Below are 23,959 nucleotides of genomic sequence, written 5' to 3'. Positions count from 1 at the left end.
AGATGCCAGCTTTTTTTCTTGGAATTATTCGCCGCCTTCTAGCATTGCGGCTTCCACATCATTAATATATTGGCGAAGCTCATGAGAGATGTCCCGGGAAATTTCCCGCTCCTCAAAGAGCGTCTGAATCTCATTTCTGATCGCCTGCACAGCCTTCAGCTTCACTTCCAGCTTCTGATTTTCAAAATGGGCGTTCGATTTATGTTCGTGATGGCTGTGCTCCAATCTGAAAATTAATTGTTTATAAAACGAGATGACCGAGAAAAATACTTCCTTATGTTCTTCCGGTATATGCTTTTCCAAATGTCCTATCGCAGCTTTAGCCGTTTTAACCCTAGTTGCTCTCATTAATCCCTCTTCGTTTAAAATCGACATCTCCGGCTTTTTATGTTCTCCGAAGAAAATCCAATACATCAGACGTTTCAGCCTTGTTTTTGATAAACCGACTTTAAACGGGTTGGCATACAAAATTTCCAATTCATTAAACCGTTCCTGCAGAGCGTTTGCCGTTTCTTCCGGGATGTCTCCCCGCTCCAGCAGTTTCATCAGTTCTTCCTGCTCGGCTTTAATCCCTTGAGCGCGGACTTTCCGTTCATACTTTTTTATGCGGGTTGACGTAGTATATTGCTGAAAACGAAGGTTTTTCATTTTCTCATTGTATTCGGCAATGACCGCAAGAGACGCCGTTTTGTTTGTATCATTCATGTCTTCTTTAATCGTTTTGAGAGCCGTTTTAATCAGCTTGCGTCTCGCCGTCAGCAGCTTCTTATTTTTTTCTTCGTCCTCTTCTTCTTTTTCAGTCAGAAGCGGAAGCACGAAGGTGGCAATAACAAGCGTGCATAAAATGACGCCTGCGGCTAAAAAGAGAATCAGATTTCTTTCCGGAAACGGTGTGCCATCCTCCAGGAAATATGGGATGGAGAATGAACCTGCAAGCGTAACCGCTCCCCGCACACCTGAAATGGAAATTAACAATGTAGAACGAAGTCCCGGCTTATAAATGGTTTGATCTTTATTAAAGAACCACTTGCCGTTCCAGAAGAACAGCACCCACAGAAATCTAAGAAGCATTAACGTAAATGTAATGACCAGAATATAGCCGATCACTTTCATGTTGCTGATCGCTGTATCGTTAAAAATCACCGAAATGACATCCGGAATCTGTGTGCCAAGGATGACAAAGACAAGACCGTTCAAAATAAATAAAATAATGTTCCACGTACTCGATGAGACGATTTGCAACTTCACCATCGTCGATTCGAGACGGTCCTGTTCAACCGCATGCGTAATACCGCCCGCCACAACGGCTAAAATGCCGGAAACACCGATTTCCTCCGCTGCCAAATAAATCACAAAAGGCGTCAGAATTTGAATCAGCATGTGCATCGTGACATCCTGCATGCCAAGGCGGCGCAGGAATAGACGAAAGCGGATAATCAAGAACGAAATGACAACCCCGCATAAAAGGCCGCCAACAGAAATAAACACAAAGCTGACAGCTGCTTGCGCCAGTGAAAATGCCCCGGTAACCGCTGCGGCAATCGCAAATTTAAAGGCGACCAGACCTGATGCATCATTCATCAGCCCTTCCCCTTCAAGCAGGCGCAGAATTCCTTTCGGCATCTTCACCCTTCCTGATAATGCGCTGACAGCGACAACATCAGTCGGTGAAAGAATGGCTGCCAGTCCAAAGGCCGCTGCCAGCGGAATATCAGGAATCATCCAATTGATCGTGTATCCTCCTACAATCACAGTCGCAAATACAAGGCCAAGTGCAAGCAATAAAATGGGAGCTCTTAAATTCCAAAGCTCCGCCCGAGGCGTCCTCTTTCCATCATTAAATAGAAGAGGCGCAATAAACAAGACGAAAAACAATTCCGTGTTTAATTCAAAATGAAGCCCCTGTGGAAATGAGGCGGCAATAATCCCAAGCGCCACCTGAATCAGAGGCACTGGAATAAACGGGATAAACCGATTGACAATGTTAGAAATCGCAATAATAGCCAGTAAAACAAGGACGACTAAAAATATGTCCAAATGCATAACCTCCTTAATCTGCTGCGTATCTGCATGATGAGTTGATCAATATTTGTCCGAAGAGGCTGAGGCTTGCAAAAGATAAAGGATGGCCTTACATCCAATACTGGATTTCGCAGGAGTCTCCTCCACACTAGTCTTCTTTTATAGTACCCTTTTTAGGGTATTTTTTCTCATGATATGCTCATGGTGAACTTTTTTGCCGCAAAGCAAAATCAAAAAGAGACAGGGCAATCCCCCCTGTCTCTCATCTCAATTATGAAAATTCATCCCGTCAGTTGTCGCTTTAATGATACCGGCGCGAATGACGAAGTCTCCGAAGTGCTCACCTTCCTCGCGTTCTTTCGCATAGCGGGAAAGCAGGACGCGCAGCTCGCTCAAAATGTCTTCTTCTCCGATATTTTCGCGGTACATTTTGCTTAAGCGGCTGCCGTCAAACGCAGCGCCTAGATACATATTATATTTCCCAGGCGCCTTTCCGATAAATCCGATCTCTCCGAGCGCATGGCGGGCGCAGCCGTTCGGGCAGCCTGTCATGCGAATGGTAATTTCCTCATCACGAAGACCGTTTTCGTCAATAATCTCATCCACTTTATCTAAAAGGGACGGCAAATAACGTTCTGCTTCAGCCATCGCCAATCCGCAGGTCGGAAGAGCAACACACGCCATAGAGCTGCGGCGCAGCGCTGTATAATGCTTTCCGTCAGTTAACCCGTATTGATCGATTAATGCGTTGATTTCATCCTTTTTCTCGCTTGGAACATTACCGATAATCAAGTTCTGATTGGCTGTCAGACGGAAATCGCCTGTATGAACTTTAGCAATTTCACGCAAGCCTGTCATCAGCTTATAATCTTCGTAATCCGTCACACGGCCGCCTTCGACAAACAGCGTAAAATGCCATTTATCCTCAATGCCTTCCACCCATCCGTAGCGGTCGCCGTTATGATCAAAATGGTACGGCTTCGCTTCTTCCAGGCTCCAGCCGAGACGGTTTTCCAATTCCTCTTTCACTGTTTCCAAACCGAGGCGGTCAACTGTGTATTTGAAACGGGCATTTTTACGGACGGAACGGTTTCCGTAGTCACGCTGAATCGTAATTGTTTTTTCAGCAACGTCATACATTTGTTCAGGGCGGCAGAATCCAATTACCTTGGCTAACTGCGGATATGTCGCTTTGTCGCCGTGCGTCATTCCCATACCGCCGCCGATTGCCACGTTAAAACCGATGAGCTTGCCATCTTCCACAATCGCAATGAATCCGAGATCCTGCGAAAAGACGTCAATGTCATTTGACGGAGGAACCGCAATACCGATTTTGAATTTCCGCGGCAGGTAAAGCGGCCCGTACATCGGCTCGACTTCTTCTGCGTCAGGCGTGCCGGCCACTCTTTCCTCATCAAGCCAAATTTCATGATACGCTCTTGTTCGGGGCAGGAGATCATCACTTAATTTTTTGGACCATTCGTATACTTCAGAATGGATTTCAGACTGGTAAGGATTCGATGCGCACATCACATTCCGGTTTACGTCCCCGCAAGCCGCGATTGTATCCAGAAGAGCCGAATGGATCGTCTGAATGGTTTTTTTCATGTTCCATTTTAAAATCCCGTGCATTTGGAACGTTTCACGCGTCGTCAGCTTTAGGGTGCCATTACCGTATTTCTGCGAAAGATCATCCATCACGAGCCATTGCTCAGGCGTTGATACGCCGCCCGGCATACGGACACGCAGCATGAACTGATAAGCCGGTTCAAGCTTTTGCTTTTGGCGTTCATTGCGGAGGTCCCGGTCATCCTGCAAATAACTGCCGTGGTGTTTCATCAGGCGGTTATCATCATCCGGAATTCCCGCACTGATCCGATCCAGCATCACTTCTTTCAGTGTGCCGCGCAAATAATCGCTTTCTTCTTTAATGCGCTCGACGTCACTTGGAGAGCCGTCCGGTGCTTTTAAGATTTTGGTCACCATGTTGAAAAACTCCTTTCAGGTCAAATCAGTATACATCACGCTGATAACGTTTTTGCTGCTGCATATCGGCAAGATAAACTTCCGCTTCTTCACGTGTCATATTGCCTTCTTTTTCTATAATTTCCAAGAGTGTGTTATGGACATCGTGTGCCATGTGCTTTTCATCTCCGCAAATGTAAACAGCCGCTCCTTCTTGAAGCCATTCAAACAGTTCTGCGCTCTGCTCAAGCATGCGGTGCTGCACATACACTTTTTCTTCCGTATCGCGTGAGAACGCTACGTCCATTTTTGTCAGCACGCCGTCTTTCAGCCAATTCTGCCACTCTGTCTGATATAGGAAATCTGTGACAAAATGCTGATCACCGAAGAACATCCATGCTTTTCCTTCAGCTCCCGTCTCCTCGCGCTCCTGCATAAAGGAACGGAACGGCGCAACGCCTGTCCCAGGGCCGACCATGATAATCGGTGTTTCAGGATCCTTCGGAAGCTTGAAGTTCTGATTATGCTGGACATAAACCGGCAGTGTGTCTCCCGGCTGCAGACGCTCCGCGCATAAAATCGAGCAGACGCCTTTTCGTTCGCGGCCATGCGCGTCGTACCGAACTGCCCCAATCGTTAAATGCACTTCATCCGGGTTTGCGGATAAGCTGCTCGCAATTGAATAGAGGCGGGCCGGCATTTTTCGAAGAATGGATACAAACTCCTGCGCCGTTACACTAAACGGCCCATAATCCCGGATCAGATCAAGCAAATCGCGCCCTTCAATATACGCTTTCACTTTACCCTCATTTCCCGGTGCTAAAAGCTCTCTAAGCTCCTCGCTTCCCGTCAAATGAGCAGCCTGTTCAAGAAGCGGCTTTGTGAGAACAGTAATTTCATAATGAGAAATCAGCGCTTCTTTCAGCGGGCGGACATCGCCTTGCTTATTCAGCGTCACAATTTCTTCGGGGTCCCAATTCATTTCCTGAAGCAGCGCATCGACAAGCTCCGGATCATTTTCCGGATAGACGCCGAGGCTGTCACCAGGTTCATACGTAAGGCCTGATCCTTCAAGAGACAACTCTACATGGCGTGTTTCTTTATTTGATCCGCGGCCGTTTAAATTTAAATTTTCTAACACTTCCGCCCGGAAAGGATTTGTTCTTGAATACGCAGATTCACCAGTTTGAGGCGCTGCGGCCGGCGCAGGCGCGGCGCTTCCGCCCTCAGCTTCACTTAAGCCCTCAAATACGCTTTCCAGCCATTCAGCAGCCGGCTCATCATAATCCAAATCACAGTCAACGCGCGGAGAAATTCGTTTCCCGCCAAGCTCTTCTAAGCGCTGATCAAATTCTTTTCCTGTCTGACAGAAGAATTCGTATGAACTGTCACCAAGCGCCAAAACAGAAAAGCGAAGATCATCAAGCTTAGGCGCCCGTCTTCCGTGCAAAAATTCGTGAAACGACAGCGCGTTATCAGGCGGCTCACCTTCGCCATGCGTACTGACGACAATCAGAAGATTGTTAATTTTCTTGAGCTGGTTCGGCTTAAAGTCGCTCATGGATGAAACGGTGACTTGAAGGCCTCGCTCCTCAAGCTGCTTGCCGGCGTTCTCTGCAAGCCCTTGTGCGTTTCCCGTCTGTGAACCGTAAAGGACGGTGACTTCTTTTGAAATGGCCGGTGCCGTTACACCCGCAGACACAGCAGCCGGCGCCCCCGATGTTTCCAGGACGGAAACAGATTGCGCTGATAAATAGCCGCTCAGCCAGATTTTCTGAGATTCTGTCAAGGTTGGCAGAAGGCGGTTAAGGAGCTCTGCCTGCTCCTGATTAAACGGACTGTTCATTACCTGAAGTTGCAACGTATCCACCTCACAAAATTGTATAAACTGATCGAAATAGTATCTAATTGAACTTTACCGGAAGACACACCGCAAGTAAAATATATTTACATGATGATAACGATTAAGATTATTAATGATAAAACCCCTTTGTCTCATGTAAATGAAGAAAAAAGAGAAGGCACCCTTCTCTTTCAATCAGCACTCTTATATAAATGAGGGGGCACAGCACTCACAAACGGACTTGGTTCACCGATAGAAGAAACGGTCAGCCCGTGCATGGCCCGGGTGCAGGCAGTGTACAGCAGCCTCCGGTCGTGCTCTGTTCTATATTGTTCTTCTGAGGCATCATAGACAAGTACTGCGTCAAACTCAATTCCCTTCGCTAAATAAACCGGAATAACACAGACTCCCTTTTGAAACGTTTGGTTTTCTTTATGAATCAGCCGAATATCGGTATATTCGCTTATTTGAGCGTGTGCCTGTCTTGACTGCTGCGCCGTTTTGCAAATAACAGCAATGGTTTCATGCCCTTTCTTTCTAAGTCGCCCAATTTCTCGAATAAGCTTTTGACAAAGATCCTCGCGACCCTCGCTTTTTAACACGCAGGGCATTTCCCCATCTCTGTTAAAAGGCTCAATGTCCGCTCCGTCCTGCAGCAGCGCTTTTGTCAATTCCACAATTTGTCTCGTTGATCTGTACGTTCTTTTTAAACGAACACACTCAGCCTGCTCTTTTTCAAAGCCGGCATCCATACGTGCTGCACCGTTTATCGCATGGGCGTAAATAGACTGATTGATATCCCCGAGCACCGTCATGCTGGCAGACGGAAAAATACTCCTTATATACGCCATCTGGAATGGAGAATAATCTTGAGCTTCATCGATAAATAGATGTTTGATCTGCGTGTTTTTCTTTCTGCCTTCTAGCAAATCCTGCAAATATAGAAATGGAGACGCGTCCTCATAGAGCAGTTTATTTTCTCCAAATGCCGATCTTGTCAGCTCCCATATTGCCGCAGTATCCTCTGTTTGAGCTTTGCTTCCCCAGTCAGAAAACAATTGCAGATACAGCTGTTTGACATCAAGAAACGCCAGCTGCCTGACCGCCTGTTTAATTGCTCTGAAGGCCTTTTTTACAATCATGGCGGCAAGCAGCTGCTGTTCTCTCTGATGATCGTTAAATGTACTCTCACTAAACCGTTTCTTTGCCTGCAGCTTTTTGTACACTTCCAAATATTCCTCTTTGTCGAGAAGCTCGGCTTCCTGAACGACCCAATCCTTTCGCCGTTCCTTTTTCTCCAGCTTGTTAAGCTCACTCAGCAGCCAATTTGCCGTTTGTTCCATCCGGTTCGGAATGGACAGGCTTTGATCAAGCGAGTAAAAATACGCTTGGACTTGTTCCTTTGTGATCAGTTTTTGTCCGCGGAAAACGATATTTTTAAAGATCATTCCTTCAGAAGACAGCCTGCTGGCGTATTCATCAATAAATTGCTGAAAAGATAAGCCTGCCTTCCACGTGATTCCGGCAAGCCTTGATTGAAAACGGCCATCTTTTGTTTTGGTCAGGCAATATTCCAGCTGATCAAAGGGGCTTTCACATTGAAACTTGCGGCCAAGCCGATGCTCGATATATTCCTGAAACGTCGCCTGTTCCATATTTTCTTCGCCTAATTCAGGCAAAACAGAGGAGACATAGCTGTTAAACAAAAAGTTTGGGGAAAATAAAACGATTTGTCCAGCATCTATTACACCGCGGTGCCTGTATAACAAATAAGCGACACGCTGGAGCGCTGCTGACGTTTTTCCGCTGCCTGCCGCACCCTGCACAATCAGAAATTTGCTTTTTTCATTTCGGATAATCTGATTTTGTTCTCTCTGAATCGTAGACACGATGTTTTTCATTTGTGTATCAGAGTGATGGCTTAATACCTCTTGCAGCATTTCATCGCCGATCGTCATATCAGTATTAAACATCGCTTTGAGAGCGCCGTTTTTAATAATAAACTGGCGCTTCAGCACCATTTCCCCTTCTATCGTTTCGCCGGGAACCTCGTATTCAGCTTTTCCTGGGGAATAATTATAGTAAAGGCTTGATATCGGTGCTCTCCAATCATAAATCAGAAAGTGTTCCTCCTGCTCATCCATACAGGATGCTAAACCGATATAGATCTGCTCCGCCTGTTTCTCGCCGTTTTCAATAAAATCAATCCGGCCGAAATAAGGCGATGCTTTTAATTGATGAATTCGTTTGAGCTGCTGATCCATATGCCGGTGATTCCGTTCCCGATCAGACAGCAGCTCTGCCTGCTGCTTAATGCTTGCCATCGTTTCAACCGCTTCATGGACGTCATCAAAGTTAACCGTGACATCCTCCCAGAAGTTTTTTCGTAATCCGATAATATCATGCTTTAATCCGCCCGCGGACGTTTCGAGAAGCCGCTCTTTATTCTCGAGCTCCTGCAGTACATCATCTATTCTTGACTGCTCTTCTTTCCATTCCTTATCATGCTGATTCATGAACGGCACCTCCAGAAAATAGTTGACAAACGAAGAAGAAATAATGTAAAATAGAATTGGATATATATTTAATATATGATAAAAACAGGCAAATACAATTTATAATAGCACATTCACCCAACATCGTTCAAGGTTTGGGTTATTTATATGCATAAAAAAAACGATTTCAACTCGAAATCGTTTTTTTATTTTAAGATTTCACTGTTATACGTGCTTTTTAAGGTTGCGAATCTTCTCTTTCATCAGTATCGATTCCTTATAACATTCAATCTTCCATATGAAAATATATCTTTTTCATTTTAAAAACACACAGAGCGTTGCCGTGTTTATCAGTTCATCTCACGTGAAGAGTGACTAAACTGGCTGTATTATCATCCATATAGCAACTAAAATCAATAGCCTTCCATCCTTGCTATCATACCTATAGACGCAGTAAAAAAGTCATTTTTTATCCAATTTCGACATATTTCAACAAAATGAAGTTTCTAATTTGGGAGATTAGGACGATGTTACATTATTTCTCACGGTTTATGATATGAACATGAAGAAAGAACCAGAATAAGCTAGGAGGAAATACTCAGTGAAGAAAAAGCTATATATGATGTTGCTGGCTTTCGTCGTAGCCGTAACAAGTTTTACGGCTATTGACCTAGTAAACAACAAAGCAGAAGCTAAAGATTGGGTTAAAAAAGGTCAAATATGGAGTACTCATTACCATTCGGGCTCATTTAAAAACTATACTTACTCGCCAACTTTTCATATTTATTATTCAGGGCAAGGAACTTGGGCCAACATTACGGCAAACGGATCAGGCAGCGGGAAAATTACAGCAACTCTGCAACAAAAGACAAATAAAGGCTGGAAAAATGTGAAAACTTTTTATGCAAAGAAAAAAGGCTCTACAAATTTAAGTTACAAACAAGCTTCTAAAAGCTACAAAACAAATTACAGATTCAAATTCACTAACACAGGAACTAAAAAGACCATCAGCTATACATTTTGGGCTACTTATTAATTTCAAACAACTTTGCTCTGCGCGGTCAGCATTTGAAAAGACTTTGATCCAGCTGGCTGCAATAAAAAAACCTCTCCGACATGGATGAGGTTTCTTTTATTTACTGGCTATCTAAGCGAAAATAACGGTTTGGAAGCTTCCAATTAAACATATAAGAACAAACGCGGCATACGACAAGCACAAAAAACAGCGCGTATAAACCGATCGAGTTTCCGGTCCAGCCCAAGCCGACGATTAAACCGCCGAGCGCCGCCCATACCGCATAGATTTCCGCTTTCAGCACGAGCGGCTTGCGCCCGGCAAGCAGGTCTCGGATGATTCCTCCGCCGCTTCCCGTCAGCACCGCAGCCACGATAACGGCACTAAGCGGATGCCCCATTTTGACGGCGTACAGGGCGCCTTGAATAGCGAAAGCTGCAAGACCGATCGCATCCGATAAATTTCCCCATTTGTTCCAATGCTTCAGCAGCAGCTTCGGAAACAAGAAAACGATCGTGATGGATATCAGAGCGATTTGAAAGTACGCACCCTGCTCCCACAAAGCTGACACCGGAACACCGATCAGCAAATTGCGGATCGCTCCTCCTCCAAAAGCTGTGACAATCCCTAATATATAAACACCTAAAATATCATATTCTTCTTCCATTGCAACAATTGCGCCGCTGACCGCAAACGCAATGATGCCGATCACACTGAGCAGCTCCCAAGCCATTCTGATGACTCCCTTTATATTTGTTAAATTTTCTGACGACCTCTAGATTTTATAACCGCTTCAGGTGAAAATCAATAACATTTTTATGATAAAAAAAGATAAATTTAGAGGGAAAACAGCAAACACCGATCAGCATGGGTTTACCTCTGGCAGCTCCTATCATTTGTACCGTAAAAAAAGCGCCCTGCATTCGCGGGCGCTTTTTTCCTATTCAGATTTTTCACCTTTTAAAAGGCACATAAAAATGATGATCAGAATAAAAGCAATCAAGGCCAGAAACGGAATGGTCACAAAACCAAACCAGTTAATATATTGGCCCGAGCAAGGCACACCGCTTACACATGGCTTGATGCCGCTAAAGCCCGGCACTTTTTGCTCCAGATAATGCATAATCGAAATAAATGCGCCGATAATTGCCATCGGCAGCACATACTTTTTCACGCGTGTGTCACCCTGAAAGGTGGCGATTCCTAAAATCAGAACGAGCGGATACATGAGAATACGCTGGTACCAGCACAGTTCACACGGGATGAACTTTTTGATTTCACTGAAATACAGGCTGCCCAGCATGGCGCTAAGAGCAACAACCCAGGAAGCATATAAAAAAACAATTCTATTTTTCATTCGCTTACTTCCCTTTCAGCTCTTTTTCTATCGTTTCTTTAATTTCTTCATAATCCGAAAAATCACTGATCACTTTATCATTAACGTAAATCGTAGGCGTTGCTTTTATGTTCATTTTATGATTAAGGTCCGAATCCTTTTCCACTGCAGAAGCAAATGTTTCCTTATCAAGATTGTCCTTCAGCGTATCAGGATTTACCTTTGTCGTGCTTTTTGCGATATCACCGAGAACCGCCGGCGTTACCCATTCCTGTTCTGTGTCCGGCTGCTTGTCAAACAGCTTTTCATGAAATGCCCAGAAAGAATCAGGATCTTCTTTCCATACTTCCTCTGAGGCAAGAGCCGCTAACGTTGAGCCTTTTCCATGGAACATGACGTTCACGAAAGAAAATTTCACATCGCCCTTGTCAATAAAGTCTTTTTGGATTTTAGGGAAGATGTCGCTGTTAAACATCTTGCAAGACGGACATTTATAATCTCCGAATTCCACTACCGTTACCGGTGCATCATTTTTGCCAAGCACAGGCTGGCCTTTGATAGACGGCTGTCCTGACACTGCTTCGTTGCCTTGCTCCGTTTTGTTATTAATGATGACAATTGCTGCTAACAAGACAACAACGACAACCGTAAGGATGACCGCGAATTTCGCAGAAGACTGCTGTTTCTTTTTCACTCCGACACCTCATCGTTTTAAAATTAAAAAAGAAGCGGATCTCAATTGACCCACTTCTTTATTTTAACAAGACAACCGTCTATAAGAAAAGCCCGAAATAGTGAATTCTCTCCGACAATTATCTTATTTTGAGGCGCATCACGCGCATAGCGTTTGCAACAGCGAGAAGCGTAACACCGACATCTGAGAAAACCGCCTCCCACATGGTCGCAAATCCAAACGCTCCGAGTAAGAGGAAAATGGCCTTAACACCTAAAGCAAATCCGATGTTTTGCCACACGATTCGCCGAGTCCGTTTTGCAATCCGAATCGCTTCCGCTATTTTTGACGGCTGATCTGTCATCAGCACAACATCCGCGGCTTCTACAGCTGCATCTGACCCGAGTCCGCCCATCGCCGCTCCAATGTCCGCGCGTGCAAGCACCGGAGTGTCATTAATTCCGTCACCGACAAAAATGAGTTTTTCATTCGGGAGCAGCTTCGATTCCAATGCTTCTACCCGCTCCACTTTATCCTCCGGCAGCAGCTCCGCATAAACCTCGTCGAGGCCGAGCTGTTTTCCGACTGTTTCTCCTGTCTGTTTTGAATCGCCCGTCAGCATGACTGTCTGTTTGATACCGAGCGATTTCAAATCTGCGATCGCTTGTTTTGCGTCTTCCTTTACTTCATCTGCTATGATGATCGCCCCGGCATAGCGCTGATCAATAGCCACGTGAACAATTGTACCGGCGTTTTCATCCGGGACGCTCTCAATCTGCTCTCTTTCCATCAGCTTCTTGTTCCCCGCAAGGATTTCTTTTCCGTTCACCTTTGCGAAAATACCGTGCCCGGATATTTCCTCATATGACTCGATTGTGTCCGGGGAAAGCGGCTTCCCATAGGCTTTCCGCACAGATTCTGCAATCGGGTGCTGAGAGTGGAGCTCAGCGTATGCCGCGGCTTTGAGTAAAGTCGCCTTCGAAAAACCTTTCGCAGGTTTGATCTCTGTCACTTCAAAGCTGCCTTTTGTCAGTGTGCCTGTTTTATCAAACACAGCGTATTTGACTTGATGTAAGGCTTCTAAGTAATTGCTTCCTTTCACAAGCACCCCGGCCTTCGAAGCTGCGCCGATTCCGCCGAAGAAACCGAGCGGAATGGAGACAACAAGGGCGCATGGGCATGAAATGACTAAGAAAATAAGCGCGCGGTACACCCAATCAGAAAGTAAAGCGCCAGGAATAAACAGCGGCGGGACAAATGCCAGCAGGGCGGCGATAATGACGACAGCCGGTGTATAATACTTGGCAAACTTCGTGATAAAGTTTTCGGTCCGCGCTTTACGGCTGCTCGCATTTTGAACCAAATCTAATATTTTGGATACCGCGGAATCCTGATAGCCTTTTGTTACTTCTATATGCAGAACGCCGTTTTGATTGATAAAGCCGGACATGACTTCTTGTCCTTCTGCCGCTTTTCTTGGTACAGATTCTCCTGTCAGCGCTGATGTATCAACCATCGCCGATCCCTGCACAACCTTTCCGTCCAGCGGTATGCTTTCTCCCGGGTTGACGACAATGATATCTCCTGTCTGCACGTCCTCCGGAGAAACGGTCTTGATGCCGTCTCCTATTTTTATATTGGCGTAATCCGGCCTGATATCCATTAATGCACTGATCGATTTTCTAGAACGGCTGACCGCGGCTCCTTGAAACAACTCGCCGATTTGATAAAACAGCATCACAGCAACGCCTTCCGGGTATTGCTGAATTAAAAAAGCGCCGATTGTAGCAAGAGCCATTAAAAAATGTTCATCAAACACTTGTCCGCGGCTGATATTTTTGACCGCTCGAACGACAATGTCTCCTCCGATTATCAAGTAGGCGGCGAAAAATAATAAAAATTCCAGCATTGGGCCGGCATGAATCAAATATGCCGCCGCTCCGAGAAGGACCGCTGCTGCCATTCTGATCAGCATATTGATCATTCTTTTTCGATAACCGTCATCTGCTGATTTCTTTTTATGTTTCGGACGAACTGTTACATGAGGATCAATTGATTTTACTTTTTTCTCGACCTTATTGGTGACCCATTGTTCTTCTTTGCCATCGGCTGAGACAGTCAGTGTGCTTGCTGCAAAGTTAACCGCGCATCCGTCAACGCCTTTGATGCCTTTGACGCCATTTTCGATTTTTTGTGCGCAGTTGCTGCAATCCAAACCGTCCAGAACATATTCCCGCGTCACTTGTTTCATTTGTCTCACCTTACCTTCCGATTTAGGGTTCCCTCATCAAAGCATATGAATGAGTGTGAGTATCAAAATTACATATATGAGCATATACTCATATAATAGTTACATCTATTATATGGTGTTTTCCAAGAAAGTGTCAATGAAAAATAAAAACCGGCAAATCACCGGTTTTTATTTTACTTTTTGCAGACGCAGCGCATTCAGAACAACAGATACAGAGCTAAAAGCCATTGCCGCTCCCGCTATCCATGGCGCTAAAAATCCAAGGGCCGCGACTGGAATGCCGAGACTGTTATAGCCAAGTGCCCAGAATAAGTTTTGTTTAATGTTTTTCATGGTAAGTCTGCTCATACGGATGGCGTCCGCAATACTGTTCAGATCGCCGCGAATGAGCGTTATGTCCGCTGTTTCCATCGCGATGTCGGTGCCTGTTCCAATTGCCATGCCGATATCCGCTGTGGCAAGCGCGGGTGCATCGTTGATTCCATCACCGACCATTGCCGTCTGGCGTCCTTCTTTTTGCAGGCGGGAGATTTCCGCTGCCTTTTGCTCAGGAAGGACCTCAGCAATGACGCTGTCAATTCCAGCTTCCTTTGCTATCGCTTCTGCCGTTCTGCGATTGTCCCCGGTCATCATGATGACATCCAGACCCATCTCTTTCAGACGGGTGACTGCCTCCCGCGACGTGTCTTTTATCGTGTCGGCAACCGCTACAAGTCCCGCTGCTGCTCCATCAATGGACACGAGCATCACCGTTTTTCCTTCTCCTTCAAGCTCCTCCATCCGAGGAAGAAGAGCCTCATGCTCAATCCGTTCGCTCTCCATTAACCGTCTTGTGCCGACGAGTATCGTTTTGCCTCCGGCTTCGGCTGAAATACCAGCGCCTACTTTCGCTACAAAATGGGTGAGCTTCGGTATCTCCAGCCCTTTATCTTTCACACCGGCAACGATCGCTTCGCCCAGCGGGTGTTCCGAGCCCGTCTCAGCTGCTGCTGCGAACCGGAGCAGCTCTGTTTCTTCAAAGCCATCGGCCGGAATGGCATCAGTCAGCTTCGGCTTTCCGTTTGTCACTGTTCCGGTTTTATCGAGAACAATGGTATCAAGGCGGTGTGTTTTTTCTAAATGCTCTCCGCCTTTAAAAAGAATGCCGAATTCAGCCGCCCGTCCGGATCCTGCCATAATGCTTGTCGGGGTGGCAAGACCCAGTGCACATGGACAGGCGATGACGAGAACCGCAATAAACTTGCTGATCGCTTCAGCAAAATCACCTGGAGACGCCCAAAGATACCAAATAAGGAACGTGAGGACGGCGATCCCCAATACAATCGGCACAAAAATGCCTGAGATCTGGTCGGCGAGACGCTGGATCGGCGCTTTTGATCCTTGTGCTTCCTCCACAATTTTGATGATATGAGAAAGCGCTGTTTCTTTCCCGACGTTAACAGCCTTGATTTTCAGGAAACCGTTTGAGTTCACAGTCGCTCCTGTCACGCTGTCACCGGGAGATTTGTCAACGGGAAGACTTTCTCCTGTAATCATGGATTCATCTACAGCCGAGCGGCCTTCCAGCACCTCTCCATCGACAGGAATTCGTTCGCCTGGTTTGACATGAACAATATCACCAACAGCCACTTCATCTATCGGGATGATTTGCTCCTGTCCGTCTCTTACGACCGCCGCTGTTTTGGCTTGCAGCTTCATGAGCTTTTTAATGGCATCTGATGAGCGCCCTTTCGCCTTCGTTTCAAACAGCTTTCCTAACAAAATGAGCGTCAGCAAAATCGCGCTTGTTTCATAGTAAAGGCCGTCAGTATGCCCATGGGAACCGAGGCTTCGAATCGTAAGATAAAGACTGTAAGCATAAGCAGCCGTTGTTCCGAGTGCAACCAATACATCCATATTGGCGCTTTTATTTCTGAGCGCCTTATATGCGCCGACGTAAAACGGCCAGCCGATCAAAAACTGCACCGGGGTCGCAAGGGCAAATTGCATCCACGGATTGAGGAATAAATCCGGCACCCAAATGAACGAAGTAAATGTAAAATGGCTCACCATCGCCCACAGCAAAGGAAATGACAGAATAGCTGAAAAGATCAGTCTCGCTGTTTGCTGCCGTTCTTCTTTCTTTTTGGAAGCAGCGGCTTCGCTATCCTCATCACCTTTCAGCTTAAGTTGATATCCGAGCTTATCAACGACTTCTTTAAAATCGCTGACAGCCGCTTCTTTTGGGTTGTATTCAACTGTTACAGTTTCTAAAGCAAAGTTCACCGGAGCATTTGTAACGCCTTCTAATTTGCTAATCCTCTTTTCAATCCGATTGGCGCATGCTGCACAGGTCATGCCCTCAATATCAAACTCAGCTTTTTCCGTTACGACGTGATAACCCAGTTTTTCTATTTTTTCTTGGATTGCTTCTGTTCCTGTTTCAGCAGGGTCAAAGGTAACATTTGACGTTTCCGTCGCCAGATTCACATTGGCATCCGTGACACCAGGCATCCGCTTCAGGCCTTTTTCAATTCTGGCGGCACACGCCGCACAAGTCATACCAGATACTTGCATCGCAATTTCCTTTTGCTCACTCAATACACTCACTCCTTTATATACACCCGGGGGGTATATAAAAATGAAAGAAATATCGCGCCTTGATGAAGGCGCGATACCGTGAATCAGTTGGCTACATCATAGCCTTGGTCTTCTATCGCATCCGCAATGTCTTTGACTGACACTTTGCCGGCATCAAACGTGACATCAACTTTCCCCGCTTCAAGATTGACATGAACAGCACTAACTCCGTCAAGCTCTTCCACACTCGTTTCAACTGCTTTGACGCAGTGCTGACAAGACATGCCTTCAACTTGCAATGTTTTTTGTTCCATATGAATTCCTCCTGTTTATTCGATCTGTTTTCATCCTACCATACCCCCGTAGGGTATTACAATAATAAAACATGATTATTTCGCTAATTTTTTAAATACGTCTAATAGCTCAGAAATGGCTTGGTCCCCGTCTCCGCTTTTGATGGCGTCTGCTACGCAATGATGGGCGTGATCTTCAAGCAAGTGGAGAGCCACTTTTTGCATTGCCGCCTGAACAGCTGAAATCTGTACAAGAATATCTACACAATATCGATCGTTTTCCACCATATTTTGAATGCCTCTGACCTGGCCTTCTATCCGTTTCAATCGGTTTGTAATTTGATCCTTTTCTTTCGAGCTTTTATGGTTTAATGCTTTATGTTCATTATGCTTCTCCATGCGCACACCTCTGTTTCATATATTAATTCCCATTATACTGATTGTCCAAACCGTTGTCTAAGCTTGCGGCGGCAAAAAAATCCACTATGCAGGTTTTACCATTTGAAGATAAGGGTATATACCTTTATCAAAGCACTTTTAAAAGGGGAGAAGAAAAGTGAATACGATACAGGTAGGGATATTAGGGTACGGACTGTCAGGCTCGGTCTTTCACGCGCCGCTGCTTGCCGTTCTGGACGAGTATCATATCAGCAAGGTGATGACATCGCGAACGGAAGAGGTGAAGCGTGATTTCCCTGATGCCGAAGTAGTGCATGAGCTTGAAGAGATGACAAATGATCCGGCAATTGAGCTTGTCATCGTCACCACTCCGAGCGGCCTGCATTACGAGCACGCATTGGCATGCATTCAGGCGGGCAAACATGTCGTTATTGAAAAACCGATGACAGCCACTGCTGAAGAAGGGGAGAAATTAAAAAAAGCGGCCGACGAACGAGGCGTCTTGTTAAGCGTATACCATAACAGGCGATGGGATAATGACTTTTTAACAATTAAGAAACTCATTGATGACGGGTCTCTAGAAGATATCAATACATATCAGGTCTCCTATGACCGATACAAACCTGAGATTCAAGCAAGATGGCGGGAAAAAGAAGGGGCTGCCACCGGTACGCTGTATGATCTCGGCTCTCATATCATAGACCAGGCCCTGCATTTATTCGGAATGCCTAAAGCTGTAACCGCAAAAGTCATGGCTCAAAGAGAACATGCTGAAACCGTTGATTATTTTCATCTGACAATGGATTACGGCAAGCTCCAAGCCATTCTATACGCCGGATCAATCGTCCCGGCAAACGGGCCGCGTTATCAAATTCACGGACAGCAATCAAGCTTTATCAAATACGGGATTGACGGACAGGAGGATGCCCTCAGAGCCGGGAAAAAACCGGAGGATGACAGCTGGGGTGCGGATGATCACGAGTCTTACGGTCAGCTGACAACTGTTCATGGCGAGAACAAAAAAACAGAAACCATTCCATCAGTTAACGGCTCTTACCTTACCTATTACCGCAAAATAGCGGACAGCATACGTGAAGGCGCGCCGCTGCCTGTCACAGCTGAAGAGGGAATTGATGTCATCCGGATCATTGAAGCGGCTGTGAAAAGCAGTGAAGAGAAACGGACCATTTCGTTAGAACAATAAATAAAGCCTCCCTTTATACGGGGAGGCTTTTTCATTAGAATGTTTTTCCTGCTTCTTTTGCACGGGTAATCGCATCTTCTTTGATTTGCTGTGCTTTGTCAGGCTCTGCATTATGACCCTCTACGAAAATGCCATCGAAGGATGGAACGCCGAAGAAGTTCATCATGATGCCAATGTAACGGTGGCCCATTTCCATTTCAGCCGCAGGGCCTTCTGAATAATAGCCGCCGCGCGCTTGAATGTGAATCGCTTTTTTATCAGTTAACAAGCCGATAGGACCTTGTTCAGTATATTTGAAAGATTTTCCTGCTACTGCAACTGAATCAAGGTACGCTTTCATCACCGGCGGGAATGAGAAGTTCCATAATGGTGTGACGAACACATATTTATCAGCTGATGCAAATTGATCGCTAAGCTCTCCTAAACGGCCCACTTTCTCTTTTTCGTTTTCAGAAAGTGCATCGCCGGACTGGAGCTTGCCCCAGCCGCTGAATACATCAGCATCAATGTGAGGAATGTTTTCTTTGTACAAGTCGATATGTACAACTTCATCATTTGGATTTGCTTCTTTGTATGATTCGATGAACGCTTTACCGGTTGCCATGCTGTAAGAAGTCGCTTCATCATGCGGGTGAGCAGTGATATACAATACTTTTGCCATTTTTACCAGCCCTTTCAATTTTAAAATTACACATCCGTTATTATCATTCAGACGCGTCATGATTATTCTTTATCTCTTAAACCTTATTATAGGTGCAATAAAAATTGCTTTCAAGAAAAATATCTCGAATTAAAGATTTTTTTAAATCCGTACGAACAGCTTACTTTTCATAAGCTGTTCGCAAACCTGTATACAATGTGTAGAGCTCCCCGCTGATTCGCGGATAATACGGAAAACGCGGCACTTCTACAACAGCGGGCGGCATTTTCATCAGTACTGATTGCTCAGCCTGTTCAAAAAACGCTCTCAAATGGTTTATTTCTTCTTCAGAAACCGGAGAGGGCGGACGATGATGGGCTTGAGCCGAGAGCAAATAATAACCTAAGTGCTGTACTCCAGAGATCGCCGCCCACAGCGTATCCGCTTTCGCTTTTGGAAAATCTCCAAGTGCTTTATCATATGCATCCCGAAGCCTGACTAAGCTCACTCTAAGCTGATGTCCGTCTATTTGCTGTCCGGCTAACAGTTTCTCCATAAACTGCCCTTCCAGCCTGATCACTTCCCTCATGTATTCAGGCAGGCGTTTTGCTGAAAAACGTCTCCACAAAAGCATCGTTCCCAATAGGCCAATTGTGCTGCCGACAGCCACATCGGTCAGCCTCGCCGCTATAAAATAACCGGCCCCCAAGCCGCCATGCATGGTTTCTGTGATAACAAGCGCGTTTGCGGTCAGAAAAGGAACAGCCAAAGCATAATTGCGGACAATCAGCATTTCAAGAAGAAATTGAAGCATTGTGATACATAAAGCGATATACACGCCGGATGGCTTAAAGAACAGGATCGCTCCTGCCAGCATCACGCCAATTACGGTTCCTGCCGAACGCTGAATGGCTCTTTGCAGCGTAAAGACAACAGTCGTGCCCAGCATCACCGCCGCTGCCGAGAGCGGAATCCAGTAAGAACGGTGAAAACCGAAAGCATTGGCAAACAAAGCCGCCGCAAACAGCACAATCCCATACTTTAATGCCCGAATCAAAACAGGTGACTCCCAGTCAAAGGCATTTCTCAGAAAGTAATAGGAGGATGGCAGACGGCTTGGCTCCGCGTCCGATGGATCATCATTCCGCCCTGAAGCGATACTCAACACCTCGTTGATTTCTTCATACAGCTTCCGGGCTGGCTCCGCTTCATCCTCCTGAATAGGAAACGCATCGGAAACACGAGATTGCCCCAGCATGTCGGCAGTTTGGCGAAGTGCCTTTGCGCTCTGGGCCTTATCTGCGTTTGGTGTTTCGGCAGAAAAATGAATAATCGAGATGAAGAGATCATCCGCTTTTTCCAGCAAGCGGATAAAACGTTCATCATGAGGCGATTTTCTCCATCTATTCCCTTTGCCGAGCACCGTTTGACGGGCTGTTCTCAGCATCAGCACGGTCTGATGCTGCGCGTTATGAAAATCAGGAGTTCCGACATCGGAAAGGCAGGATGCAAGCTGGCGGTATGTTCTTTTCAGCACTGTATTTTCCGGTCCATGCCTGTTATTGATCCAGCCAATCAAGGCGATTCCTGTGGCGAAAAGCCCGCCGGCAAATGTCAGTCCCGCTCTGAACGGAGCTTCTGAAGGATCTGCCGGCAAACCCGAGCTCACCAAAAAGGCAAGGACAAAAAACATCGGTGCTGGCCCTTGTATCCCAAGCGCGCCAAAAATAAACATTGCAGCTGCCCCGATAAGCCCCAGAACAGCCGCTATGCTCCAGAAAGTCCCTGCCAAAAGCGTCCCTAATCCAAACGATGCGGCGATCCCCAATGAAACTAACAGCAGCTTCAGAATACGTTTCGTATACGATTCCCCGCCTGCATATAAAAAAACAAAGCCGCCGATGCTAGCGGTCAAACCGAAATCCGTGTGTCCCGACAATGCGCCGACAAACACAGGAAATCCTGAAGCGACGCCTGACCCGATTGCCTTTTTCCATGGGAAAGGGGTTGCATGAATGCGAAAGGCATCCTTGACGACACTTGGCACTGTTCTTCGATTTTGATCAGAAGACTTGTTCATATTACATAACCCTCTTTAACGACATGATGTTGGTCTCTTCCCGTTTATTCGCCATAGTATGCCCAGAAACAGACCCATCTTCTCATTGGATATGCTCTCATCAAAAAAGACAGAGACATATCTTCTCTGCCTTCATTACACAAGTTTTTTCGCAATGTCATGCATTGGTTTGATCCAGTTGCTGTATGTCAGCTCAGCCGCCTTTTTCCGGTTCTTCTCCTTATATGCCTGAATGATTTGGTTATGTTCTTCAATAGAATTCTGCGGAGACTTGAAAAAAAGGTACTCAAGCCGAAGAATATGCATGTGAAGAACTGAGGTAAAATTGCGGATATATTCATTATCAGCCGCCTCAATTATCACATCATGAAACGCTTTATCAATGCCAAGCACTTCATAGATTTCGTTTCGGTCAATTGCCGCTTTCATTTCGTGATTGATGGCTGTCAGCTGCTCTATATGAGACGAATGAATGTTTTCAATTGCCAATTCGGCAGCGGTGGATTGGAGAGACGCCATCGGCGGATAGACTTTGAAGACATCATTTTTTTCAATCTGTGAAATTCTTGTTTCTTTCCCCGGAGACATTTCAACAAACCCCTGCATCTCTAATAATTGCAAAGCCTCTCTGACCGGTGTTCTGCTGACGCCAAGCGCTTTGGCCAACGCATCGTCATTCAATTTTTCTCCGGGCACAAGCACTCCTTCCACGATCCATTTTTGAATTTGCTCAAAAGCAAGCTTTTTGGCAGTCTGCCGTTTCGGCTTCGGGGTATTTGACGGTATCGGCACAAAGCATCACCTCTGAATATGGGTTTGGTTTTTTAATGCTGCCGTTTTGCCGGCACTTTTCTTCTGTGAAAGGACAAAAATCATGACTAAAATGCATGCCGCTCCTGCTGCTTGAAACAACCCAAAGGACACGCCAAGCCAAAGAATAGAAGACGCGACTGCGGCAACCGGCTCAGTGCATCCCAGCATGCTCGCTTCTTGCGGGAATAAATATTTCAAACTTTCTAGGTACATGCAGAATCCCAATAACGTTCCGAAAATAACAATAAAAGCCACCGATACAATTCCAGAAACCGTCCAGCCTTCTGCCTGTACTGCCCAAGGCGGATGAATAAAGCTCATGCCGACGCCCCCGATCAGCATCCCCCAGCCAATGACGAGAGCCGACCCCCATGTTTTCAAAAGAGAACTGGAATACAGCGTATAGAAGGCAAGTGCGCCAGCAGAAAGAAGACCCCATACAACAGATAAAGGAGAAACTGTTAAATTGCTGATGTTTCCATTCGTCAGCAGCAAAAAAGTGCCTGCTAAAGCCAATAATAGCCCCAAAAAATCGGAAAACTGAAATGAATTCTTTCGGGTCAGAAGCAAATACAGCATAATCAGAACAGGCGCTAAGTATTGAAGCAGCGTAGCCACCGCTGCGTTTCCGGTTCCGATTGAAGCTAAAAACGTATACTGAACACCCAGCATGCCGGCAATCCCGAAAACAATAAGCTGGACAGCCGCTTTTTTATCTTTCCATATGCCCCAAACTGCCCTCCTGTTTTTACCAGCGGACACAATAATCAGCACCAACAGGCCTGATAACAGTAAACGCACCGTTACAAGCCACTCCACCGATACATCACTCGTTTCAAATAAATGCTGGGCAACCGTTCCCGATAATCCCCAAAAAGCAGCTCCGACAATCACCATTAAAAAGCCGTACAACCGCTGTTTCTGAGTCGCCAACGTATATCCTCCTGACATGTAATATGCAATATATTACATATTATATCGTTTTACTTTTCAGAAAACAAAGTGTTTTCAAAAAATAAAAACAGTGCTACTCGCACTGCTTAGATAAAAGTCTGTGAATAAAAAATAAAGGATAAATCAAAAGGTATCCATTAAACAGCCACCATGCAAGATCAAAATCCCCGCTAAATGTCCAGAATGATAAAGCCTGAAGGCCTGAACAGAAGGTCAGCACAAGAGAAATCAGCGCCAGCTGCCTCCATATTGCTCTTTTGACGCGCTGCAAATACAAGCTGTACAAACCAGTCATGGAGATTAAGATATCCAAGGGAAAAAAGGACCAATTCCAGGCGATCATAAACGGATCTTGATAATGTTTAAAGGCCCAGCTTTCCGGCATTAATGAAAAGCCGGCAGACAGCCAGTACAATATAAAACCGATATCCGTCACGAGAAAGAACAGTTTCATCACTCTCATGTTACTGCTCACTTTTATGTACCGTTTGAGGCTCCGCCCCTTGATCGATCAGGTTTAAAGACACAACACCGGCAATAATCAGCCCGATTGAAATTAGTTTCATGACACTTATATTCTCTTGAAAATACAAAAACCCGACAACTGTGATCAGGACAATGCCCATCCCCGACCAGACAGCGTAAGCAACAGATACATCGATAGATTTGAGCGTAAGCGTCAGAAAGAAAAGACTCCCGCCATAAAAAAACATCAATAGCACACTCGGCAGAAGCTTCGTGAAACCCGCTGAAAGCTTCATACTGACCGTTCCGGCAACTTCAAATAAAATGGCCAAACATAAAAACATCCACTGCACGCGCCACCAGCCTCCTCATTTTTCTGTTATACCGTTACATAATACATCTACGATTGATTCAAGAACTTCTCCTGTCGTGTACTGATGTTTGAGCGGATAATCAGGATCATATACTTGGTTGATGCTTCCTATATACATTTGAACCAATAAATCAATGTTGATGTTTCTGATCTTCTTTTGCTCCCTGCACTCGTTTAACAATCCAATAACAACTGACCATTCTTCCTTCATAAACGTGTCTAATTTGAGCCACGCATCGTAATGGGATTTCTTCAGCTCTTGTAATAACCCCATGTTCAGCAGCTCCATTTCCTTTGGAAGACCGATCAGCATTTGCTTCACCTTTTCAAGCGCATCTAGGGTCTCATCTTCATAGATGCTTTTTTCCAGTTGCTTCATCTCTGCGATAAACTGCGCCACGACGGCCTCCGTAAGCTGATCTTTCGACGGGTAATGCGCATAAAGCGTCCGCTTGCTTGTTCCAAGCGCTCCCGCCAGATCGTTCATTGTAAATGAAAAACCTTTCTGTCTGATCAGCCGAATGGTTTCCGCCAATATTCTTTTTTCCAAATCAACCACCTCGCTTTCGGTACTAAAAA

Annotated in this window: 20 protein-coding genes; 2 read left to right on the top strand and 18 right to left on the bottom strand. The window is 45.6% G+C overall.

The features are described 5' to 3' along the window. Positions 1-24: 24 nt before the first annotated feature. The 4 genes from CJU60_RS04095 to helD form a co-directional block, all read right to left on the bottom strand. The gene (locus CJU60_RS04095) at positions 25-2,037 is read right to left on the bottom strand and encodes a Na+/H+ antiporter (protein WP_095713030.1); all 2,013 of its coding nucleotides are present in this window, start codon (positions 2,035-2,037) and stop codon (positions 25-27) included. Positions 2,038-2,289: 252 nt separating this feature from the next. After that, positions 2,290-4,008, bottom strand: coding sequence for an assimilatory sulfite reductase (NADPH) hemoprotein subunit (gene cysI, locus CJU60_RS04090; RefSeq protein WP_044159104.1), 1,719 nt, complete (start codon positions 4,006-4,008; stop codon positions 2,290-2,292). Positions 4,009-4,033: 25 nt separating this feature from the next. After that, the gene (locus CJU60_RS04085; protein ID WP_095713029.1) at positions 4,034-5,848 is read right to left on the bottom strand and encodes an assimilatory sulfite reductase (NADPH) flavoprotein subunit; all 1,815 of its coding nucleotides are present in this window, start codon (positions 5,846-5,848) and stop codon (positions 4,034-4,036) included. Positions 5,849-6,021: 173 nt separating this feature from the next. Continuing rightward, a complete protein-coding gene (gene helD / locus CJU60_RS04080) occupies positions 6,022-8,346 on the bottom strand; it encodes an RNA polymerase recycling motor HelD (RefSeq protein WP_095713028.1) in 2,325 nt (774 codons plus the stop codon). 580 nt (positions 8,347-8,926) lie between these two features. Here helD and CJU60_RS04075 point away from each other — a divergent pair. Beyond that, positions 8,927-9,361, top strand: a complete 435-nt coding sequence (locus tag CJU60_RS04075; RefSeq protein WP_095713027.1) for a hypothetical protein — start codon at positions 8,927-8,929, stop codon at positions 9,359-9,361. A 100-nt stretch (positions 9,362-9,461) separates the two neighbouring features. Here the strand turns inward: CJU60_RS04075 and CJU60_RS04070 are convergent, their stop codons facing one another. The 7 genes from CJU60_RS04070 to csoR all read right to left on the bottom strand — a co-directional run bounded on the left by CJU60_RS04070 (position 9,462) and on the right by csoR (position 16,851). Continuing rightward, on the bottom strand, positions 9,462-10,073 hold the full coding sequence (locus CJU60_RS04070) for a trimeric intracellular cation channel family protein (protein ID WP_044159108.1): 612 nt from the start codon (positions 10,071-10,073) through the stop codon (positions 9,462-9,464). Between the two features lie 207 nt (positions 10,074-10,280). Beyond that, positions 10,281-10,697: a disulfide oxidoreductase gene (locus tag CJU60_RS04065; protein ID WP_095713026.1), complete on the bottom strand. Its 417-nt coding sequence runs from the start codon at positions 10,695-10,697 to the stop codon at positions 10,281-10,283. A gap of 4 nt (positions 10,698-10,701) precedes the next feature. Continuing rightward, the gene (locus CJU60_RS04060) at positions 10,702-11,370 is read right to left on the bottom strand and encodes a disulfide bond formation protein BdbD (protein ID WP_095713025.1); all 669 of its coding nucleotides are present in this window, start codon (positions 11,368-11,370) and stop codon (positions 10,702-10,704) included. Between the two features lie 118 nt (positions 11,371-11,488). Further along, positions 11,489-13,600 (bottom strand): heavy metal translocating P-type ATPase, encoded by a 2,112-nt coding sequence (locus CJU60_RS04055; protein ID WP_095713024.1) that lies wholly within the window; start codon positions 13,598-13,600, stop codon positions 11,489-11,491. Positions 13,601-13,768: 168 nt separating this feature from the next. Beyond that, the gene (gene copA, locus CJU60_RS04050; RefSeq protein WP_095713023.1) at positions 13,769-16,180 is read right to left on the bottom strand and encodes a copper-exporting P-type ATPase CopA; all 2,412 of its coding nucleotides are present in this window, start codon (positions 16,178-16,180) and stop codon (positions 13,769-13,771) included. Positions 16,181-16,263: 83 nt separating this feature from the next. Then, positions 16,264-16,473, bottom strand: coding sequence for a copper chaperone CopZ (copZ, locus tag CJU60_RS04045; protein ID WP_095713022.1), 210 nt, complete (start codon positions 16,471-16,473; stop codon positions 16,264-16,266). Between the two features lie 75 nt (positions 16,474-16,548). Beyond that, positions 16,549-16,851 carry a copper-sensing transcriptional repressor CsoR gene (csoR, locus tag CJU60_RS04040; RefSeq protein ID WP_024122845.1) on the bottom strand — a complete coding sequence of 101 codons (303 nt, stop codon included), beginning with the start codon at positions 16,849-16,851 and terminating at the stop codon, positions 16,549-16,551. A 157-nt stretch (positions 16,852-17,008) separates the two neighbouring features. Here csoR and CJU60_RS04035 point away from each other — a divergent pair, with 157 nt between their 5' ends. Further along, a complete protein-coding gene (locus tag CJU60_RS04035) occupies positions 17,009-18,055 on the top strand; it encodes an oxidoreductase (RefSeq protein WP_024122846.1) in 1,047 nt (348 codons plus the stop codon). A 34-nt stretch (positions 18,056-18,089) separates the two neighbouring features. On the opposite strand, the gene azoRB is transcribed toward CJU60_RS04035, so the two are convergent. From azoRB to CJU60_RS04000, 7 genes are all read right to left on the bottom strand, one after another. Then, entirely contained in the window at positions 18,090-18,716 is a 627-nt protein-coding gene (gene azoRB / locus CJU60_RS04030) for an FMN-dependent NADH-azoreductase AzoRB (protein WP_095713031.1), read from the bottom strand. 160 nt (positions 18,717-18,876) lie between these two features. Continuing rightward, a complete protein-coding gene (locus CJU60_RS04025; RefSeq protein ID WP_095713021.1) occupies positions 18,877-20,775 on the bottom strand; it encodes an FUSC family protein in 1,899 nt (632 codons plus the stop codon). 135 nt (positions 20,776-20,910) lie between these two features. After that, complete coding sequence (locus tag CJU60_RS04020; protein ID WP_095713020.1) at positions 20,911-21,567, bottom strand: GntR family transcriptional regulator; 657 nt, start codon at positions 21,565-21,567, stop codon at positions 20,911-20,913. Positions 21,568-21,573: 6 nt separating this feature from the next. Further along, positions 21,574-22,521, bottom strand: coding sequence for an EamA family transporter (locus CJU60_RS04015; RefSeq protein WP_095713019.1), 948 nt, complete (start codon positions 22,519-22,521; stop codon positions 21,574-21,576). A 94-nt stretch (positions 22,522-22,615) separates the two neighbouring features. After that, positions 22,616-23,005: a YvaD family protein gene (locus CJU60_RS04010; protein WP_095713018.1), complete on the bottom strand. Its 390-nt coding sequence runs from the start codon at positions 23,003-23,005 to the stop codon at positions 22,616-22,618. Position 23,006: 1 nt separating this feature from the next. Beyond that, entirely contained in the window at positions 23,007-23,360 is a 354-nt protein-coding gene (locus CJU60_RS04005; RefSeq protein WP_024122852.1) for a DMT family transporter, read from the bottom strand. A gap of 15 nt (positions 23,361-23,375) precedes the next feature. Further along, the gene (locus tag CJU60_RS04000) at positions 23,376-23,930 is read right to left on the bottom strand and encodes a TetR/AcrR family transcriptional regulator (RefSeq protein WP_024122853.1); all 555 of its coding nucleotides are present in this window, start codon (positions 23,928-23,930) and stop codon (positions 23,376-23,378) included. Between the last annotated feature and the right edge of the window lie 29 nt (positions 23,931-23,959).

This window comes from Bacillus sp. 7705b (assembly GCF_002289525.1).
Taxonomy (GTDB): domain Bacteria; phylum Bacillota; class Bacilli; order Bacillales; family Bacillaceae; genus Bacillus; species Bacillus halotolerans.
The sequence above is the reverse complement of the archived record's forward strand: the minus strand, read 5'-3'. Positions and strand labels throughout refer to the sequence as shown.